At 65.5% G+C, this 16,809-nt stretch carries 17 protein-coding genes and 2 tRNA genes; 12 read left to right on the top strand and 7 right to left on the bottom strand.

From position 1 onward, the window contains the following. Position 1 precedes the first annotated feature (1 nt). Both urtD and urtE read left to right on the top strand, forming a co-directional pair. Positions 2-766 (top strand): urea ABC transporter ATP-binding protein UrtD, encoded by a 765-nt coding sequence (gene urtD / locus AB6806_RS04565; RefSeq protein ID WP_038368765.1) that lies wholly within the window; start codon positions 2-4, stop codon positions 764-766. 189 nt (positions 767-955) lie between these two features. Beyond that, positions 956-1,651, top strand: a complete 696-nt coding sequence (gene urtE, locus AB6806_RS04570) for an urea ABC transporter ATP-binding subunit UrtE (RefSeq protein WP_038367982.1) — start codon at positions 956-958, stop codon at positions 1,649-1,651. A gap of 64 nt (positions 1,652-1,715) precedes the next feature. Here the strand turns inward: urtE and AB6806_RS04575 are convergent, their stop codons facing one another. The 3 genes from AB6806_RS04575 to AB6806_RS04585 form a co-directional block, all read right to left on the bottom strand. Continuing rightward, positions 1,716-2,120, bottom strand: coding sequence for a carboxymuconolactone decarboxylase family protein (locus tag AB6806_RS04575; protein ID WP_038367979.1), 405 nt, complete (start codon positions 2,118-2,120; stop codon positions 1,716-1,718). Further along, positions 2,056-2,484 (bottom strand): MerR family transcriptional regulator, encoded by a 429-nt coding sequence (locus AB6806_RS04580; protein WP_142020791.1) that lies wholly within the window; start codon positions 2,482-2,484, stop codon positions 2,056-2,058. The genes AB6806_RS04575 and AB6806_RS04580 overlap by 65 nt, the downstream gene beginning before the upstream one ends. Positions 2,485-2,584: 100 nt before the next feature. Beyond that, complete coding sequence (locus AB6806_RS04585) at positions 2,585-3,049, bottom strand: Lrp/AsnC family transcriptional regulator (RefSeq protein ID WP_112762066.1); 465 nt, start codon at positions 3,047-3,049, stop codon at positions 2,585-2,587. Positions 3,050-3,206: 157 nt separating this feature from the next. On the opposite strand from AB6806_RS04585, the gene AB6806_RS04590 reads away from it, so the two are divergent. Both AB6806_RS04590 and AB6806_RS04595 read left to right on the top strand, forming a co-directional pair. Next, complete coding sequence (locus AB6806_RS04590) at positions 3,207-4,217, top strand: 1-aminocyclopropane-1-carboxylate deaminase (RefSeq protein ID WP_142020792.1); 1,011 nt, start codon at positions 3,207-3,209, stop codon at positions 4,215-4,217. Between the two features lie 6 nt (positions 4,218-4,223). After that, positions 4,224-4,523 carry a hypothetical protein gene (locus AB6806_RS04595; RefSeq protein WP_142020793.1) on the top strand — a complete coding sequence of 100 codons (300 nt, stop codon included), beginning with the start codon at positions 4,224-4,226 and terminating at the stop codon, positions 4,521-4,523. Positions 4,524-4,527: 4 nt separating this feature from the next. Here the strand turns inward: AB6806_RS04595 and AB6806_RS04600 are convergent, their stop codons facing one another. Next, entirely contained in the window at positions 4,528-4,938 is a 411-nt protein-coding gene (locus tag AB6806_RS04600) for a DUF2000 family protein (protein WP_142020794.1), read from the bottom strand. 70 nt (positions 4,939-5,008) lie between these two features. Between AB6806_RS04600 and AB6806_RS04605 the strand changes: the two genes are divergently transcribed. The 3 genes from AB6806_RS04605 to AB6806_RS04615 all read left to right on the top strand — a co-directional run bounded on the left by AB6806_RS04605 (position 5,009) and on the right by AB6806_RS04615 (position 7,421). Next, positions 5,009-5,815: an AraC family transcriptional regulator gene (locus AB6806_RS04605; RefSeq protein ID WP_370954174.1), complete on the top strand. Its 807-nt coding sequence runs from the start codon at positions 5,009-5,011 to the stop codon at positions 5,813-5,815. An 80-nt stretch (positions 5,816-5,895) separates the two neighbouring features. Beyond that, positions 5,896-6,882, top strand: coding sequence for a phosphogluconate dehydrogenase (NAD(+)-dependent, decarboxylating) (gene gnd / locus AB6806_RS04610; protein ID WP_370954175.1), 987 nt, complete (start codon positions 5,896-5,898; stop codon positions 6,880-6,882). Between the two features lie 5 nt (positions 6,883-6,887). Continuing rightward, positions 6,888-7,421, top strand: a complete 534-nt coding sequence (locus AB6806_RS04615) for a gluconokinase (protein WP_370954176.1) — start codon at positions 6,888-6,890, stop codon at positions 7,419-7,421. Between the two features lie 125 nt (positions 7,422-7,546). Here AB6806_RS04615 and AB6806_RS04620 read toward each other — a convergent pair whose 3' ends face one another. After that, positions 7,547-8,929, bottom strand: a complete 1,383-nt coding sequence (locus AB6806_RS04620; RefSeq protein ID WP_370954177.1) for a multicopper oxidase family protein — start codon at positions 8,927-8,929, stop codon at positions 7,547-7,549. 247 nt (positions 8,930-9,176) lie between these two features. Here AB6806_RS04620 and AB6806_RS04625 point away from each other — a divergent pair. From AB6806_RS04625 to lon, 5 genes are all read left to right on the top strand, one after another. Next, positions 9,177-9,261: transfer RNA gene (locus tag AB6806_RS04625), tRNA-Leu, on the top strand. A gap of 192 nt (positions 9,262-9,453) precedes the next feature. Then, positions 9,454-10,884, top strand: coding sequence for a trigger factor (tig, locus tag AB6806_RS04630; RefSeq protein ID WP_142020798.1), 1,431 nt, complete (start codon positions 9,454-9,456; stop codon positions 10,882-10,884). 161 nt (positions 10,885-11,045) lie between these two features. Beyond that, complete coding sequence (locus AB6806_RS04635; protein WP_038367950.1) at positions 11,046-11,666, top strand: ATP-dependent Clp protease proteolytic subunit; 621 nt, start codon at positions 11,046-11,048, stop codon at positions 11,664-11,666. A 273-nt stretch (positions 11,667-11,939) separates the two neighbouring features. After that, complete coding sequence (clpX, locus tag AB6806_RS04640) at positions 11,940-13,208, top strand: ATP-dependent Clp protease ATP-binding subunit ClpX (RefSeq protein WP_038367947.1); 1,269 nt, start codon at positions 11,940-11,942, stop codon at positions 13,206-13,208. A gap of 365 nt (positions 13,209-13,573) precedes the next feature. Beyond that, complete coding sequence (gene lon / locus AB6806_RS04645) at positions 13,574-15,997, top strand: endopeptidase La (protein WP_038367944.1); 2,424 nt, start codon at positions 13,574-13,576, stop codon at positions 15,995-15,997. Positions 15,998-16,113: 116 nt separating this feature from the next. Here the strand turns inward: lon and AB6806_RS04650 are convergent, their stop codons facing one another. Both AB6806_RS04650 and AB6806_RS04655 read right to left on the bottom strand, forming a co-directional pair. After that, complete coding sequence (locus tag AB6806_RS04650) at positions 16,114-16,509, bottom strand: DoxX family protein (protein WP_142021064.1); 396 nt, start codon at positions 16,507-16,509, stop codon at positions 16,114-16,116. A 209-nt stretch (positions 16,510-16,718) separates the two neighbouring features. Next, positions 16,719-16,794, bottom strand: a tRNA-Val gene (locus AB6806_RS04655). Positions 16,795-16,809: the final 15 nt, after the last annotated feature.

Below are 16,809 nucleotides of genomic sequence, written 5' to 3' on the forward strand. Positions count from 1 at the left end.
GATGAACGCTCCCGTGCCCGGCGCACTCACCTCCTCGCTGCTCTATCTCGACGGCGTCAGCGTCTCCTTCGACGGCTTCAAGGCGATCCGCGGACTGTCTCTGACCATAGAACCGGGAGAGATGCGCGCCATCATCGGCCCCAACGGCGCCGGCAAGACCACGATGATGGATATCATCACCGGCAAGACCAAGCCCGATGTCGGCACGGTGATGTTCGGCGGCTCGGTCGATCTCACCAAGCTCGACGAGGCCGCGATCGCCAATCTCGGCATCGGCCGCAAGTTCCAGAAGCCGACGGTGTTCGACTTCCACACCATCGAGGACAACATCCTGCTCGCGCTGAAATCGAAGCGCACGGTCGGCAGGACGCTGTTCTGGAAGACGGAGGAGCCCCAGCAGAAGCGCATCGACGACATCCTCGGCATCGTGAAACTGGCCGACAAGCGCGACCGGCTCGCGGGCTCGCTCTCCCACGGACAGAAGCAATGGCTCGAGATCGGCATGCTGCTGGCGCAGGACCCGAAGCTCCTGCTCGTCGACGAGCCCGCCGCCGGCATGACCGATGGCGAGACGGCGCAGACGGCGGTGCTGCTCAAGGAGATCGCCAGGGATCATTCGGTGATCGTGGTCGAGCACGATATGGGCTTCATCCGCGAACTCGGCGTGAAGGTCACGGTCCTGCATGAGGGCTCGGTTTTGGCCGAGGGCCCGCTCGACCAGGTCAGCGCCAATGAGCGCGTCGTCGAAGTCTATCTGGGGCGGTGAGATGACGCTGTTCTCATCCGGCTCAGTCCGTCTGCTGATCCTCACCGTCATCCCGGACAAGCCGCGAAGCGGCGCCGATCCGGGATCCATCGGAGGGCTCCGGAGGCTTCCGATGGATCCAGGAGTTCCGCTGCGCTGCGTCCGGGATGACGCGGTGTTTCCTTGCGATTCCGGCGAGGGGGCGTCCTCATGCTGACCGTCGACGCCATCGACCTGCACTACGGCGCGGCCCAGGCACTGCGCCGCGTCTCCGTCACCGCGGAACCGGGCAAGGTCACCTGCGTGATGGGCCGCAACGGCGTCGGCAAGACCTCGCTGATGCGCGCCATCGTCGGCCATCAGCCGATTTCGGCCGGCCATATCCGTTTCGACGGGGAGGACATCTCGACTCTGCGCAGCGAGGATCGCGCGCGGGCCGGCATCGCCTATGTGCCGCAGGGGCGGGAGATCTTCCCGCTGCTGACGGTGAAGGAGAATTTGGAGACCGGCTTCGCGCCGCTGAAGCGCAGGGAGCGCTTCGTCCCGGATGAGCTCTTCGACCTGTTCCCCGTGCTGAAGTCCATGCTGGGCCGGCGCGGCGGAGACCTCTCGGGTGGCCAACAGCAGCAGCTCGCCATAGCGCGAGCGTTGGTCACCCGGCCCAAATTGCTGGTTCTGGACGAGCCGACCGAGGGCATCCAGCCCTCGATCATCAAGGATATCGGCCGCGCCATCGACTATCTCCGCCAGAAGGGCGGCATGGCGATCGTGCTCGTCGAGCAGTATTTCGACTTCGCCCGCGACCTCGCCGACACGATGTTCGTGATGGACCGCGGCGAGGTCGTGCTGTCCGGCCCGATGAACGAGCTCGACGGCAACCAGGTGCAGAGGCTGATTCAGGTCTGAGGGGCGGACCCGCTGATTACCAGATCCGCTGATTAAGAGTCAGCGGCTCCGATGCAGCCTCTCGTCAGGCGGCGAGATCACGCGCCGCGAAGACCTCTTTCGCCGCGAACAGCCCGTTGAGCGCGGCCGGAAACCCGGCATAGACGGCCATCTGGATCAGGACCTCGGTGATCTGCTCTCGCGAGAGGCCGACATTCAGCCCCGCCTCGATATGCACCTTGAGCTGCGGCGCGGCATTGCCCATCGCCGCAAGGGCGGCGATCGTCGCGATCTCGCGCGAGCGCAGGTCGAGACCGGGCCGCGAATAGATGTCGCCGAAGGGAAATTCGAACACATAGTCCGCGAAATCGGGTGCGATGTCGGCGAGCGCCGCGATCACCTTGTGGCCTGCTTCGCCGTCGATCTCAGCGAGCGCGCGCTTGCCGCGTTCTAGCCGGCTGGTTTCGGCGTGAGCGTTGATGTGCGTCATAGTCTTCTATCCTGTTCTCGGCGCCGGCATAGCCGGCGATCTTGGTGTCGAGGACGAGAAGGCAGGCGTTGAGCTCTGCGATGCGGGCGCGGACCTGCTCGCGGTGGCGCTCCAACTGGGCGCGCCGCTCGGGTTCCGTGCCGGCACCCTGTTCCCGCAAGGCGGCGTAGCGCAGCATCTCGCGGATCGGCATGCCCGTGGTCTTGAGCCTGCCCAGGAACTCGATCCAGGTCAGGATCGAGGCATCGTAGTCGCGTTGGCTCGACCGGTCCCGGTCGGCATAGGGCAGGAGGCCGATGCGCTCGTAATAGCGGATCGTATGGGCCGTCAGCCCCGAACGCCGGGCCAGTTCGCCGATCTTCATGCCGTTCTTCTCGTCGTGACGCCCGGGAAGCTACGAGTTCGAGTGCGCTCTAAGTCAATGCCGTCGACGCGCTTTTTTTGGGGGAGGACCGCGCGATCCCTCAGAACACCAGCGGCGCGTTGTCCACGACCTCCTTCATCACGAAGAAGGTGCGCGTTTGTCGCACGCCCGGCAGCGCGATCAGCCTGTCGGCGTGGAGCTTGTTGAAATCGGCCATGTCGCGCACGCGGATCTTCAGGATGTAGTCGAAATCGCCGGCGACGATGTGGCAGTCGAGCACCAGCTTCATCTCGCGGATCGCCTCCTCGAAGGCGCCGAAGCTTTCCGGCGTCGAGCGGTCCAGCACCACCCCGACGAAGGCGAGCGTGCCCATCTCGACCTTCTTCGGCGCGATCTGAGCCCGCACGCCGGTGACGTAACCCTCGGCGAAGAGGCGCTGGATGCGGCGATGGCAGGTCGCGGCGCTGGTGTTCACCCGCTTGGCGATCTCGGCATTGCCCATGCGCCCGTCGCTTTGCAGCAGTCGCAGAATCCTGAGGTCGGTTTTGTCGAGCGTCTGATCCATGAAAGATTCTTCCGAAATATGGCTCAGTTTCTGATTGCAGGAGTCACAGAATTGCTTATTGCGGCGGGAGTGCAATAGAAAGAGGGCTTATTTCGGAAGGACGTTTCGAATCGATTTTGTTAGCTTTCTCCGGTGTTTAACGGAGCAAGCAAGACCCATGCTGGAGAAATTCGAGCGCTATCCGCTCACCTTCGGGCCGTCGCCGATCGAGAAGCTCTCGCGGCTCTCAGCCCATCTCGGCGGCGCCGTCGAGCTCTACGCCAAGCGCGAGGACTGCAATTCGGGCCTCGCCTTCGGCGGCAACAAGCTGCGCAAGCTCGAATACATCGTGCCGGACGCCATCGCCTCCGGCGCCGACACGCTGGTCTCGATCGGCGGTGTGCAGTCGAACCACACCCGCATGGTCGCGGCCACGGCGGCCAAGATCGGCATGAAGTGCCGGCTCGTGCAGGAAAGCTGGGTGCCGCATGACGACGCCGTCTATGACCGGGTCGGCAACATCCTGATGTCGCGCGTGATGGGCGCCCATGTCGAGCTGGTCGATGAGGGCTTCGACATCGGCATCCGCGAAAGCTGGGAGAATGCGCTGGCCGATGTGAAGGCTAAGGGCGGCAAGCCCTATGCGATTCCGGCCGGCGCCTCGGTCCATAAATTCGGCGGGCTCGGCTATGTCGGCTTTGCCGAGGAGGTGAGGGCGCAGGAGGCCGAACTCGGCTTCAAGTTCGACTATATCGTCGTCTGCACCGTCACGGGCTCGACCCATGCCGGCATGGTCGTCGGCTTCGCCAAGGACGGCCGCCAGCGCAACGTCATCGGCATCGATGCCTCAGCCACGCCGGCCCAGACCAAGGCGCAGGTCCTCGAAATCGCGCAGAAGACCTCGGCACTCATCGGCGGCAAGGACATCACCGCCGATGACATCATCCTCAACGAGGACTACGCCTACCCCGTCTACGGCGTGCCCTCGAAGGAAACGATCGAGGCGATCCGCATGTCGGCGCGGCTCGAGGGCATGATGACGGACCCCGTCTATGAGGGAAAATCCATGCAGGGCATGATCGATCTGGTGAAGAAGGGCTTCTTCCCGGCCGGTTCGAAGGTGCTTTACGCCCATCTCGGCGGCGTGCCGGCGATCAACGGCTACAGCTACACCTTCCGCAACGGCTGAGCCGCCATGGAAGGGCTGCTTCTTGTCGAATACGACGCACGGGCTGCGGGCGTCCGGCAGGCCCTGCTCGGCCGGGTTGAGGCGCTCGTTCTGGCCTGCAAGGGTCAATTGCACTTCGTCGCGACCGAGCGGAGGGGCGAGGAGGCCCGCGAGATCATGGCTGTCGATCTCGCCAGGGCGGCCGATGCGGCTGCGATCATCGCCGATTGGCGCGCCGATGCGGCGTTTCCGAACGGCGTGGACGCGCGGGTCCTGATGCGCGAGCCGGTGCGCGCCGCCGGCCCGGTGGAGGCTCTGTTTCCCTGAGCCTTCAATCGTGCAGCTTCAGGCCCTTGACGATCTTGTCGATCTCCTTGCGCTCGGCATGGAGAGCGAGGCCGACGAGATCGAGATCGGCCGTGGCGACCGCCGCCACGGCTTCGCGATTGTCGACATCGTTGCCGGTCGTGAACAGCTCATGCGTGTAGAGATGGGCCCTGACGCCGCGCCCCTGCGCGCGCTGCAGCACCTGCTTCAGCGCCTCGGCACTCGCGGCGAAGATCAGCACGGGCTGGCGGATCAGCGGGCCGTAGAACCGGCCCGAGCCGTCCTGATAAGGCTCTCCCGCGAGTTCGGATGAGGCGCCGACGAGCCCTCCGGCGAGGAAGCTCGCGACATTGAGTTTCTGCCAGGTCGCGAGATTCTCGCGCACCACGATGGCGATCTTGGTATCGTAACGCATGGATGCAGCGTTAGCCGAGGCCGGAAAGGCCAGTCTTGAACGATCGTGCAAGCCGGGTGCCGCGGACTGGGTGCGGCTCGGCACCGGCGCTGATGGCATCGAGCGGATCGAGGCCTTCTTCCACGGCTACGCCTATGATCCGCATCGCCACGACACCTATGCCTTCGGGCTGACGCTTTCCGGTGTGCAGTCCTTCGACTATCGCGGCGCCCGGCGCGACAGCCTGTGCGGCCATGCGATCGTCATCCACCCGGACGAGATCCATAACGGTCGCTCCGGCATCGCCGAGGGCTTTCGCTACCGGATGATCTATGTCGAGCCGCGGCTGATCCGCGAGGCGATGGGAGAGGCCGGCCGCAGCCTGCCCTTCATTCCGGCCGCCGTCTCGCAAGATGCTCGGTTGGTAAGTGCCATTACCGGCGCGCTTCGCGATCTCGATGCGCCGCTCGAAGCGCTCGGGCTCGATGACATCGTGGTTCCCCTGGCTGACGCGCTTGCCGCGATCGATTCTTCCGCGGCGCGCATGCGCCGGCAGCGGCTCGATCGTCCGGCGCTGGAGCGGGCGCGGGATTATCTCGATGGCCATCTCGAAGCGCCGGTCGCCTCGGAAGAGCTCGAGAGGCTGACCGGCCTCGACCGCTTCACTTTGGCGCGACAATTTCGGACGACCTTCGGCACGAGCCCCTACAATTACCTCGTCATGCGTCGCCTCGGCCGGGCGCGAAGCTTGCTCACGCTCGGCACGTCTTTGGCGGAGGTCGCGGCCGCCTGCGGCTTCGCCGATCAGAGCCATCTCACCCGCCAATTCCACAGGGCCTACGGCATCACGCCGGGTCGCTGGCGGAGCCTGCAGCAGCGGGCCGCCGCGGCGCGCTGACCCTACCCCGCTTGCTCCGCCCGCTGCCGCCATGCTTCAAGCAGGCAAGAGAGCCGGCTTCCCGGCAGGAGTGATCTGACATGCAGCTCGGAGTGATCGGCCTCGGCCGGATGGGTGGCAACATCGTGCGCCGGCTGATGCGCGCCGGCCATGAATGCGTGGTCTATGACCGCGATCCGAAACCGGGGCAGGCGCTCGCTGAGGATGGCGCCATCGTCGCCGCCGACCTCAAGGACATGGTCGCCAAGCTGAAGGCGCCGCGCGCGATCTGGGTGATGCTGCCGGCCGGCAAGATCACCGAGGGCACGCTCGCCGAGCTCGCCGGCCTCGTCGGCGCAGGCGACGTCTTGATCGATGGCGGCAACGCCTTCTGGAAGGACGATGTCCGCCGCGGCAAGGAGCTGGCGGCCAAGGGCATCCACTACATGGATGTCGGCACCTCCGGCGGCGTGCACGGGCTGGAACGCGGCTACTGCCTGATGATCGGCGGCGCCAAGGAGGCCTTCGACCGGCTGGAGCCGATCTTCAAGGTGCTGGCGCCCGGCAAGGGCGAGGTCGAGCCGACCAAGCATCGCGAAGGCCGCAACCCGACCAGCGAGCAGGGCTATCTGCATTGCGGGCCGACCGGCTCGGGCCATTTCGTCAAGATGGTCCATAACGGCATCGAATACGGCATGATGCAGGCCTTCGCGGAAGGCTTCGACCTGCTGCGCAACGCATCGGCCAAGGAAGGCCTGCCGGCCGATTACGGCTTCGACTTCGACGTAGCCGAGATCGCCGAGGTCTGGCGCCGCGGCTCGGTCGTCACCTCCTGGCTGCTCGATCTCACGGCCGAGGCGCTCGCCTCCGATGAGGCGCTCGCCGCCTATACCGGCAACGTCTCCGATTCGGGCGAGGGTCGCTGGACCGTCGATGCCGCCGTGGAGACCGCGACGCCGGCCGAGGTGTTGACCTCGGCGCTCTTCGCCCGCTTCCGCTCGCGGGTCGATCACACCTTCGGCGAGAAGATCCTCTCCGCCATGCGCGCCGGCTTCGGCGGCCATGTCGAGCCGAAAAAGCAGGGCTGACCGGCGTGAGCGCAGAAGATAAGGGCGGTCGCCCGGCCGTCATCGTCATCATGGGCGTCGCCAGCTCCGGCAAGACCTCGCTCGGCGAGCGGCTGGCGGCGCGCCTCGGTTGGCCGTTCCGCGATGCCGATTCCTTCCACCCGCCCGAGAACGTCGCCAAGATGGCCGGCGGCACCCCGCTGACCGACGAGGATCGCAAGCCCTGGCTCGCCGCCATCGCCGCTTGGATCGACGATCTCAGGGCGACGGGCGCGCACGGCATCGTTACCTGCTCGGCGCTCAAGAAGGCCTATCGCGAGGTCATCATCGGCGATCGGCCGGATGTGAGGCTGGTCTATCTCAGGGGCTCGCGCGAATTGATCGGCCGGCGCATGGCGGCCCGGCAGCACCATTTCATGCCGCCGGCGCTGCTCGACAGCCAGTTCGCCACGCTGCAGGAACCGGGCTCCGACGAGAACCCGCTCGTCGTCTCGGTCGAGGACAGCAAGGACGCCATCGTGCAGGATGTGGTGGAGCGGCTGGGGCTGGACGCGGGCTGATCGGATCAGGCGAGACTGCCGTCATGCTCGGGCTTGACCCGAGCATCTCGGAAACCAGTGTCTTCTCGGCCTGGGCTTCTCGGGTCTCCGCTCCGCTTCGCCCGAGAATGACGGAGCAGAAGACCTTAAACCACCTCGAACCAGCTCCATAGCCCGAGATCGAAGCGTTCCAGCACGGTCGAGGAGATCAGCCAGCGGCCGGGGTTGTCGGCGATGAAGGCGATGTGCAGCTTCTTGCCCTCCGGAATCTGCACCGTGTCGAGGAAGTAGTTTTCCCAGCCGTCGTCGAGCGGGTGCAGCAGGCGGAAGGCGTGGCCGTGCACATGCACGGGCTGGATGAAGGCGGTGCGGTTGTCGATCGCCATCACGACCGGCGTGCCGCGCTTGACGCTGAACAGCGGCTTGCCGTCCTTCGCTCCGATGCCGCCATTGACCAGCCAGGGCCGGGCGAGATCGAGGCCGGTATAGTCGAGCGTCCGCTCCGGCGTCGGCTTGCCGCCGCCCTCGATCACCAGCGTCGGCCGCAGCGCGTCCTGCATCCGGACCGCGGCGGGCAAAGCGGGGTTGAGCTTGAGCGCCGGCACCGCGGCTGGCGGGACCTTCGCTGCGCCATCCGTGACGATCCGCACCAGCGGCAGGCCCGGGCCGATCAGGGCGGTGACGTTGACCGAGGCGCCGGCTTCGATCGGCAGGTCGAGGATGACGTCGTAGCGCGTGCCCGGCGCGAAGGGCAGTTGCGCATGCACCGGCTCGAAGGTTTCGGTCGGCTGGCCGTCCACCGCCACGACCGCAGCCTTCGCGCCGTCGAAGCGCAGTCGCATGATGCGGGCGTTGCAGCCATTGGCGAGCCGGAGACGCACGCGCGATCCGGGCAGCAGCTTGACCGGCTGCGGCGGTGGCTTGCCGTTGACGGTGAGCCAGTTTCCGAGCCGGCCGGCGGCGGCCGAGCTCGTGGCCTGCAAGGCAAAGGGCAGGATCGCCTGGTCGTCGCCGAGCAGCCAGTCGTTCACGAACACCGGCAGGTCGAGATCGACGGCGGGCGGCTCGCGTTCCTCGACGATCAGCAGCCCGCTCAAGCCCCGCCCCGCCGGCTCGGACGAGCCGCCGATGACCAGCGGGCGATACAGGATGGTGCCCGAATCCGGCGGCGTCAGCCGGTATTCGATGCTGTCGCCCGGCGCGACCGGCGGCTGGCTGAAGCCGCCGACGCCGTCCTGCGCCGCTGCGCCGCGCAGGCCCTGCCAGTGTAGCGAGAGCGGCGCGGCCGTCTTGTTCTCCAGCTTCAGTCGCAGCGTCTCGCCCTGCTTGATTCGCAAGCTCGGCCCTGGCGTCGTGCCGTCGAAGGCCCAGATCTCGGTCTCGGCGGCCGGCACCGGGCGCAAGCGGAGCTTGGCGGGGCCGGCGACCAGCGTTCTGACCGGGGGCTCCTCCGGCGGTTTTGTGTTGCCGGGCGGCGTCGGGCTCTGGGCGCGGCCGGGCAGGGGGGCGAGCAGGGCGGTGCTGCTCATTCCCGCCAGCCATTGACGGCGGGTCGCGGTGGTCGGGCGGTCTGGCGGCAGGCTCGTCATTCCCTCCGCATAATCCGGCGGGCGGGCACTGGCGAGAGGGCCTGGCGCGAAGCGTGCCGAAAAGTGGCGGCACCGGCATTTTGCAGAACCGTCATTTTTTTGCTGCAACCGCCGCCTGAAATGCGTATAGCACCGCGGCCCAATGATGGCCGCGCTGCGTTTGCTCGCGCGCAGCGCTATCGGGCCGGCGGGCGTGGCGGAATTGGTAGACGCACTGGTTTTAGGTACCAGCGGCGAAAGTCGTGGGGGTTCGAGTCCCTCCGCCCGCACCATCGGCCGAGATCATCGCGTGTCCTTCCGGATGCGGTAACGGTGATCGATGCGACTGTTATCGCATCGGATTTTCCGGAAAGTGGAAGCCACTTTTCGGTCCGATGCCGGAATTTTTCGCGAGCGCGGTGGCGGCCGGAACCGGCGTCGCGCTTTGGACATTGAGACGTAAACGAGCTGTTGGCGGTACAAAAATGAACGTGACCGAAACCCTGTCCCAGGGCCTCAAGCGCGAATTCCAGGTGGTGCTGAACGCCGCCGACCTGAAGACCAGGCTCGACGACAGCCTGCAGGACCTCCAGGGCAAGGCCAAGATCAACGGCTTCCGCCCGGGCAAGGTGCCGGTCGCGCATCTGCGCCGCCTCTATGGCCGCTCGGTCATGTCCGACGTCCTCCAGAACGCCGTCAACGAGGCGAACCAGAAGATCGTCGCCGACAACAACCTGAAGCTCGCCTTCGAGCCGCAGATCCGCTTCCCCGAGAACAAGGACGAGATCGAGGCCGCGATGGAGGCCAAGGGCGATCTCGCCTTCACCGTCGCCCTCGAGGTTCTGCCGAAGATCGAGCTCGTCGACATCTCCGACGTTTCGCTCGTGAAGCCGGTCGCCGAGGTTCCGGACGCCGATGTCGACGCCGCGCTGCTGCGCATGGCGTCCGGCAACCGCACCTATTCGGCGAAGGGCGAGAAGGCCAAGGCCGAGACCGGCGACCGCCTGATGATCTCCTATGTCGGCACCATCGACGGCAAGGCCTTCGAGGGCGGCACCGGCGAAGGCATCCCGCTCGATCTCGGCTCCGGCCAGTTCATCCCCGGCTTCGAGGAGCAGCTCGAGGGCGTGAAGCAGGGCGAGACCCGCACGATCAAGGTCACCTTCCCCGAGAACTACGGCGCGGCCCATCTCGCCGGCCAGGCGGCCGAGTTCGTGGTCACCGTTACCGACGTCCAGGGCCCGGACGCGATCAAGATCGACGACGAGCTCGCCAAGGCCTTCGGCATGGAGTCGCTCGATGCGCTCAAGACCGCCGTGAGCGAGCAGATCGGCCGCGACTTCGGCGCCCAGTCGCGCCGCAAGCTCAAGAAGAGCCTGCTCGACGCGCTCGACGGCAAGTACACCTTCGAGCTGCCGCCGACGCTGGTCGACCAGGAGTTCAACAGCGTCTGGAGCCAGGTCGAGGCCGACATGAAGCAGGCCAACAAGACCTTCGCCGACGAGGACACCACCGAGGACGCAGCCCGCGCCGACTACCGCAAGATCGCCGAGCGCCGCGTTCGCCTCGGCCTCGTGCTGGCCGAGATCGGCGAGCAGGCCAAGGTGCAGATCTCGGATGACGAGGTCACCCAGGCTTTGATCGAGCGCGCCCGCCAGTTCCCGGGCCAGGAGAAGCAGGTCTGGGAGTTCTACCGCAAGAACCCGCAGGCTCTCGCCGAGATCCGCGCCCCGATCTTCGAGGAGAAGGTCGTCGACCATCTGCTCGGCCAGGTGAAGGTCGAGGATCAGACGGTATCGCGCGAGGCGCTCTACGCCGATGACGAGGTGGAAGCCGCCACCGAGGCCAAGCCGAAGAAGGCTGCCGCCAAGAAGAGCAAGAAGGCCGAAGACAAGGCCGAAGACGCTTCCGCCTGAGCGTTCCGGCAACCTTAATGCCAGCCTTTGCGCCGCCGGCCTTCGCGACCGGCGGCGCTTCCCTTTTCAGCCACGTTCGGCGTGCTTATGTGAGTGTCTTCCGAGACACTGCCGATTCGACCTCGTCGCCCGATACGGCGCTTACTCCCAAGGATTGATCCATGCTTCGCGATCCGATCGAGACCTACAACAATCTCGTCCCGATGGTGGTCGAGCAGTCGAGCCGCGGCGAGCGCGCCTTCGACATCTATTCGCGCCTGCTGCGTGAGCGCATCATCTTCCTGACCGGTCCGGTCGAGGATTTCTCCGCTTCGCTGATCGTGGCGCAGCTCCTCTTCCTCGAGGCCGAGAACCCCAAGAAGGAAATCTCCTTCTACATCAACTCGCCCGGCGGCGTGGTCACCTCGGGCCTGTCGATCTACGACACGATGCAGTTCATCCGCTGCCCGGTGACGACGCTGTGCGTCGGCCAGGCCGCCTCGATGGGCTCGCTGCTGCTGACGGCCGGCGCCAAGGACATGCGCTTTGCCCTGCCGAATGCCCGCATCATGGTCCACCAGCCCTCCGGCGGCTTCCAGGGCCAGGTCACCGACATCCTGATCCACGCCAAGGAAGTCGAGAGCCTGAAGAAGCGGCTCAATGAAATCTACGTGAAGCACACCGGCCGCAGCTACGAGGACATCCACGCTGCGCTGGAACGCGACAACTTCATGACCGCCGAGCAGGCCCGCGATTTCGGCCTGATCGACAAGGTCATCGAGAAGCGACCCGAGGACGCGTGAGGTTGCGACGAGCGGTCCCGATCCTGTGGGTTGGCGTGGGCAGGTTGAAGGCCCATATTGAAAGCGGATCGGCCCCGTGTTTGCATGGGGTCGGGGTGAGCGGACGAGGCGCTTCATCATGATCCGATTTGGATCGACCCAGCGTATCCGGATGTATCGGAACGGGCCGTTAACCTAATCATCGTGATCTGAGCGCTTATTTTATGACGGAGAGACGACGGTTGCATCTGCCTCGGCTGGTGTGGTCCCGGGCTCCGGAACTGGAGATGGACAATGGCTAGCAAGCCCGGCGGCGACTCGAAGAGCACGCTGTACTGCTCTTTCTGCGGCAAGAGCCAACACGAGGTCCGCAAGCTCATCGCGGGCCCGACCGTGTTCATCTGCGATGAATGCGTCGAGCTCTGCATGGACATCATCCGCGAGGAATCCAAATCCGCGCTGGTGAAGTCGAAGGACGGCGTGCCGACTCCCAAGGAGATCCGCAAGGTTCTGGACGATTACGTCATCGGCCAGGAGCACGCCAAGAAGGTGCTCTCGGTGGCGGTCCACAACCACTACAAGCGCCTGAGCCACGCGACGAAGCACAACGACGTCGAACTGGCGAAGTCGAACATCCTGCTGATCGGGCCGACCGGCTCGGGCAAGACGCTGCTCGCGCAGACGCTCGCCCGCATCCTCGACGTGCCCTTCACCATGGCCGACGCGACGACGCTGACCGAGGCCGGCTATGTCGGCGAGGATGTCGAGAACATCATCCTCAAGCTGCTCCAGGCTTCCGACTACAATGTCGAGCGGGCGCAGCGCGGCATCGTCTATATCGACGAGATCGACAAGATCAGCCGCAAGTCGGACAATCCCTCGATCACCCGTGACGTTTCGGGCGAGGGCGTCCAGCAGGCGCTGCTCAAGATCATGGAAGGCACCGTCGCCTCCGTGCCGCCGCAGGGCGGGCGCAAGCATCCGCAGCAGGAATTCCTGCAGGTCGACACCACGAACATCCTGTTCATCTGCGGCGGCGCCTTCGCCGGCCTCGACAAGATCATCTCGAGCCGCGGCAAGGGCACCTCGATCGGCTTCGGTGCCAAGGTCCAGTCTCCGGACGACCGCCGCACCGGCGCGATCTTCCGCGATGTCGAGCCCGAGGACCTGCTCAAGTTCGGCCTGATCCCGGAATTCGTCGGCCGCCTGCCGGTGCTGGCGACGCTGGAGGATCTCGACGAGCCGGCGCTGAAGACCATCCTGACGGAGCCTAAGAACGCGCTGGTGAAGCAGTATCAGCGCCTGTTCGAGATGGAGGACACCCAGCTCACTTTCACCGACGAGGCCGTCAGCCTGATCGCCCGCAAGGCGATCGAGCGGAAGACCGGCGCCCGCGGCCTGCGCTCGATCATGGAGGGCATCCTGCTCGAGACCATGTACGAGTTGCCGGGGCTGGAAGGCGTCGAGCAGGTCGTCATCGGCCCGGAGGCGGTCGAGAACAAGGCCCGTCCGCTCTTCATCTATGCGGAGCGCGAGGACGAGAACAAGACGGCCTCTGCCTGACGCCTGCCGCAACATTGCGACAACAGGACGCGCGCCTCTTGGCGCGCGTTTTGCGTTTTGATGGGATGCGGCCCGGCCGCGGTTTCGTTCCGCGACGGGCCGGTTGAAAATTGAGACGCTGAACTCAAAGCCGAACGGCAGGGATTTCTTCGTATGTCCGACAGGCAGGACAGCAGTGCATAGACCGGCTGCCTCGCTTGAAAGCCAGAAAGGAAGTCTCCACTTTAGGTGCACTTGCGAGAGTCGCATGCCTGATGAGGGTGCGATGCGCGAGGGCGGAAGGGCGAATGGTCCCCTGGCCGCAAACGTCCGATCGTTCCGCCCATCTCGGGGGTTCGCCGGGCGCAACTGCAAAGGATAAGTCAATGACGTCGACGCCCCGCGCTCCCTTCGTCTCTGGCGAGACCGGCACCTACCCGGTCCTGCCCCTGCGCGATATCGTCGTTTTCCCCCATATGATCGTCCCGCTCTTCGTCGGCCGCGAGAAGTCCATCCGCGCGCTCGAGGAAGTCGTGAAGACGGACGGGCTCATCCTGCTGGCGACCCAGAAGAATGCCGGCGACGATGACCCGCAGCCCAACGAGATCTATGAGATCGGCACGCTCGCCCGCGTGCTGCAGCTTCTGAAGCTGCCCGACTCCACCGTGAAGGTGCTGGTCGAGGGTGTCGGCCGCGCCAAGGCCTCCTCCTATTCGGCAGCCGAGTCCTTCTACGAGGCCGAGGCCACGGGCCTTGCCGAGGAAGAGGGCAAGAAGGTCGAGATCGAGGCGCTGGCCCGCTCGGTCGTCTCGGAGTTCGAGAGCTATGTGAAGCTCAACAAGAAGATCTCGGGCGAGATCGTCGCCGCCGTCTCGCAGATCGACGAGCCTGCCAAGCTCGCCGACACGGTCGCCTCGCATCTCGCGGTCAAGATCGCCGACCGGCAGGCCGTGCTGGAGATCACCAACGTCGCCCATCGTCTGGAGAAGGTCCTGTCGCTCATGGAGAGCGAGATGTCCGTGCTTCAGGTCGAGAAGCGCATCCGCTCGCGCGTCAAGCGCCAGATGGAGAAGACCCAGCGCGAGTACTACCTCAACGAGCAGATGAAGGCGATCCAGAAGGAGCTGGGTGACGGCGAGGAAGGCCGTGACGAGCTGGCCGAGCTGGAAGAGCGCATCGCCCGCACCAAGCTGACCAAGGAAGCCCGCGACAAGGCCACGGCCGAGTTGAAGAAGCTGCGCCAGATGTCGCCGATGTCCGCGGAGGCGACCGTCGTGCGCAACTATCTCGACTGGATGCTCGGCATCCCGTGGGGCAAGCGCTCGAAGATCAAGAAGGATCTGAACGCCGCCCAGCTCGTGCTGGACGACGATCACTTCGGCCTCGACAAGGTCAAGGACCGCATCGTCGAGTATCTCGCCGTGCAGCAGCGCGCCAACAAGCTCGCCGGCCCGATCCTGTGCCTCGTCGGCCCTCCCGGCGTCGGCAAGACCTCGCTCGGCAAGTCGATCGCCAAGGCGACGGGGCGCGAGTTCGTGCGCATGTCGCTCGGCGGCGTGCGTGACGAGGCCGAGATCCGCGGTCACCGCCGCACCTATATCGGCTCGATGCCCGGCAAGATCATCCAGTCGATGAAGAAGGCCAAGACCTCGAACCCGCTCATCCTGCTCGACGAGATCGACAAGATGGGCCAGGACTTCCGTGGCGATCCCTCGGCGGCCCTGCTGGAGGTGCTCGACCCCGAGCAGAACTCGACCTTCAACGACCATTACCTCGAGGTCGATTACGACCTGTCGAACGTGATGTTCGTGACGACGGCGAACACGCTGAACATTCCGCCGGCCCTGCTGGACCGCATGGAGGTGATCCGCATCGCCGGCTACACCGAGGAAGAGAAGACCGAGATCGCGCGCAAGCACCTGATCGCCAACGCGATCAAGAAGCACGGGCTCGACGGCAAGGAGTGGTCGATCACCGACGAGGCCCTGCAGACCCTGGTGCGGCGTTACACCCGCGAGGCCGGTGTCCGTAACCTCGAGCGCGAAATCTCCAACACGGTCCGCAAGGGCGTGAAGGACATCGTGCTCGGCAAGAAGGCGAAGGTGGTCGTCGACGAGCCGCTGCTCGAGGAATATCTCGGCCCGCCGCGCTATCGCTACGGCATGGCGGAGACGGAGAATCAGGTCGGTGTCGTCACCGGTCTGGCCTGGACCGAGGTCGGCGGCGAATTGCTGACGATCGAGGGCGTCATGGTGCCCGGCAAGGGCCGCATGACCGTCACCGGCAACCTGCGCGACGTGATGAAGGAATCGATCTCGGCGGCGGCGTCCTATGTCCGCTCGCGGGCCGTCGATTTCGGCATCGAGCCGCCGCTCTTCGACCGGCGCGACATCCACGTCCACGTTCCGGAGGGGGCGACCCCGAAGGACGGGCCATCGGCCGGCATCGCGATGGCCACCGCCATCGTTTCGATCCTGACCGGCATCCCGACCAACCGCGACGTCGCCATGACCGGCGAGATCACGCTGCGGGGCAGGGTGCTGCCGATCGGCGGGCTGAAGGAGAAGCTGCTGGCGGCTCTGCGGGGCGGCATCAAGAAGGTGCTGATCCCCGAGGAGAACGCCAAGGACCTGATCGACCTGCCGAAGTCCGTGAAGGACGGCATGGAGATCGTCCCGGTCTCGCGCATGGAGCAGGTGCTCCAGCATGCGCTGACCCGCCAGCCGGTTCCGATCGTCTGGGAGGAGGACGTCAATGCCGTCCCCCCCAAGGGCACCGAGGACGATGCGGCGGGCGTCGTCGCTCACTGAGCGAAGGCATCGCCTGACATGAGAGGCCGCCGGACCGAGAGGTCCGGCGGCCTTTTTCGTTTGAAGCACGCTTGTTTCGTTGAAGCACGCTTGGCGGTTCGTTAGTGGGCGGCCTGTCAGGCCGTCTTCGTCCGCAAGGCCCGGTCGAGGCTCAGATAGCCGCCGCCGGCCGTCACGAAATACAGGAAGGCGAAACTGAAGACGGCGGCGGCGAAGCCGCCGTTCTCGGTCGGGAAGAAGCTCTTGGGGAAATGCGCGATGAAATAGGCGGCCGCCATCAGGCCGGAGAGCACGAACGCGGCGGCGCGTGTCTGGAAGCCGACGAGAAAGAGAAAGCCCGCGATCAGCTCGATCGATCCGGCGATCCAGGGCAGGGAGCCGACGGGAGGGGTGAAGTTGCCTGGGTGCAGGGGCAGGATTTTCGCCGTCCCGAATGAGAAGACGACGAGGCCGAGCGCGATCCTGAAGGCCGTCAGCGCATAGGGACGAGCGCTATCGAGTGATCCCATGATGTGCGGTATCCATTTCCGTTGAACGCGACAGGGTTTTGCCCGTAGGGCCGGGCCGTTCAACACACGAATCGAAAACAATGCTGTGAAGGCCGGTCGCGACGGTCCGAAAACCGTGCCGGCAATCGGGCGCGCAACTCGGGCGTGGGGAGAACATCCGCGCCGCACGCGGCGTGAGCCGAAGAGTTTACCGGACGTGGTGATTCAAGCGATGGTGGGCGGTGACGGGCTCGAACCGCCGACATTCTCGGTGTAAACGAGACGCTCTACCGACTGAGCTAACCGCCCTCAGCGCTCGCGTTT

The sequence above is a fragment of the Allobosea sp. RCC_152_1 genome, from assembly GCF_041360765.1.
GTDB classification, from domain to species: domain Bacteria; phylum Pseudomonadota; class Alphaproteobacteria; order Rhizobiales; family Beijerinckiaceae; genus Allobosea; species Allobosea spartocytisi.

Coding starts and splice junctions, on each gene's coding strand:
- lon (WP_038367944.1), top strand. CDS start 13,574: ATGACGTCGACGCCCCGCGCTCCCTTCGTCTCTGGCGAGACCGGCACC.
- AB6806_RS04590 (WP_142020792.1), top strand. CDS start 3,207: ATGCTGGAGAAATTCGAGCGCTATCCGCTCACCTTCGGGCCGTCGCCG.
- AB6806_RS04620 (WP_370954177.1), bottom strand. CDS start 8,929: ATGAGCAGCACCGCCCTGCTCGCCCCCCTGCCCGGCCGCGCCCAGAGC.
- AB6806_RS04580 (WP_142020791.1), bottom strand. CDS start 2,484: ATGAAGATCGGCGAACTGGCCCGGCGTTCGGGGCTGACGGCCCATACG.
- AB6806_RS04595 (WP_142020793.1), top strand. CDS start 4,224: ATGGAAGGGCTGCTTCTTGTCGAATACGACGCACGGGCTGCGGGCGTC.
- gnd (WP_370954175.1), top strand. CDS start 5,896: ATGCAGCTCGGAGTGATCGGCCTCGGCCGGATGGGTGGCAACATCGTG.
- clpX (WP_038367947.1), top strand. CDS start 11,940: ATGGCTAGCAAGCCCGGCGGCGACTCGAAGAGCACGCTGTACTGCTCT.
- urtE (WP_038367982.1), top strand. CDS start 956: ATGCTGACCGTCGACGCCATCGACCTGCACTACGGCGCGGCCCAGGCA.
- tig (WP_142020798.1), top strand. CDS start 9,454: ATGAACGTGACCGAAACCCTGTCCCAGGGCCTCAAGCGCGAATTCCAG.
- AB6806_RS04575 (WP_038367979.1), bottom strand. CDS start 2,120: ATGACGCACATCAACGCTCACGCCGAAACCAGCCGGCTAGAACGCGGC.
- urtD (WP_038368765.1), top strand. CDS start 2: ATGAACGCTCCCGTGCCCGGCGCACTCACCTCCTCGCTGCTCTATCTC.
- AB6806_RS04635 (WP_038367950.1), top strand. CDS start 11,046: ATGCTTCGCGATCCGATCGAGACCTACAACAATCTCGTCCCGATGGTG.
- AB6806_RS04585 (WP_112762066.1), bottom strand. CDS start 3,049: ATGGATCAGACGCTCGACAAAACCGACCTCAGGATTCTGCGACTGCTG.
- AB6806_RS04600 (WP_142020794.1), bottom strand. CDS start 4,938: ATGCGTTACGATACCAAGATCGCCATCGTGGTGCGCGAGAATCTCGCG.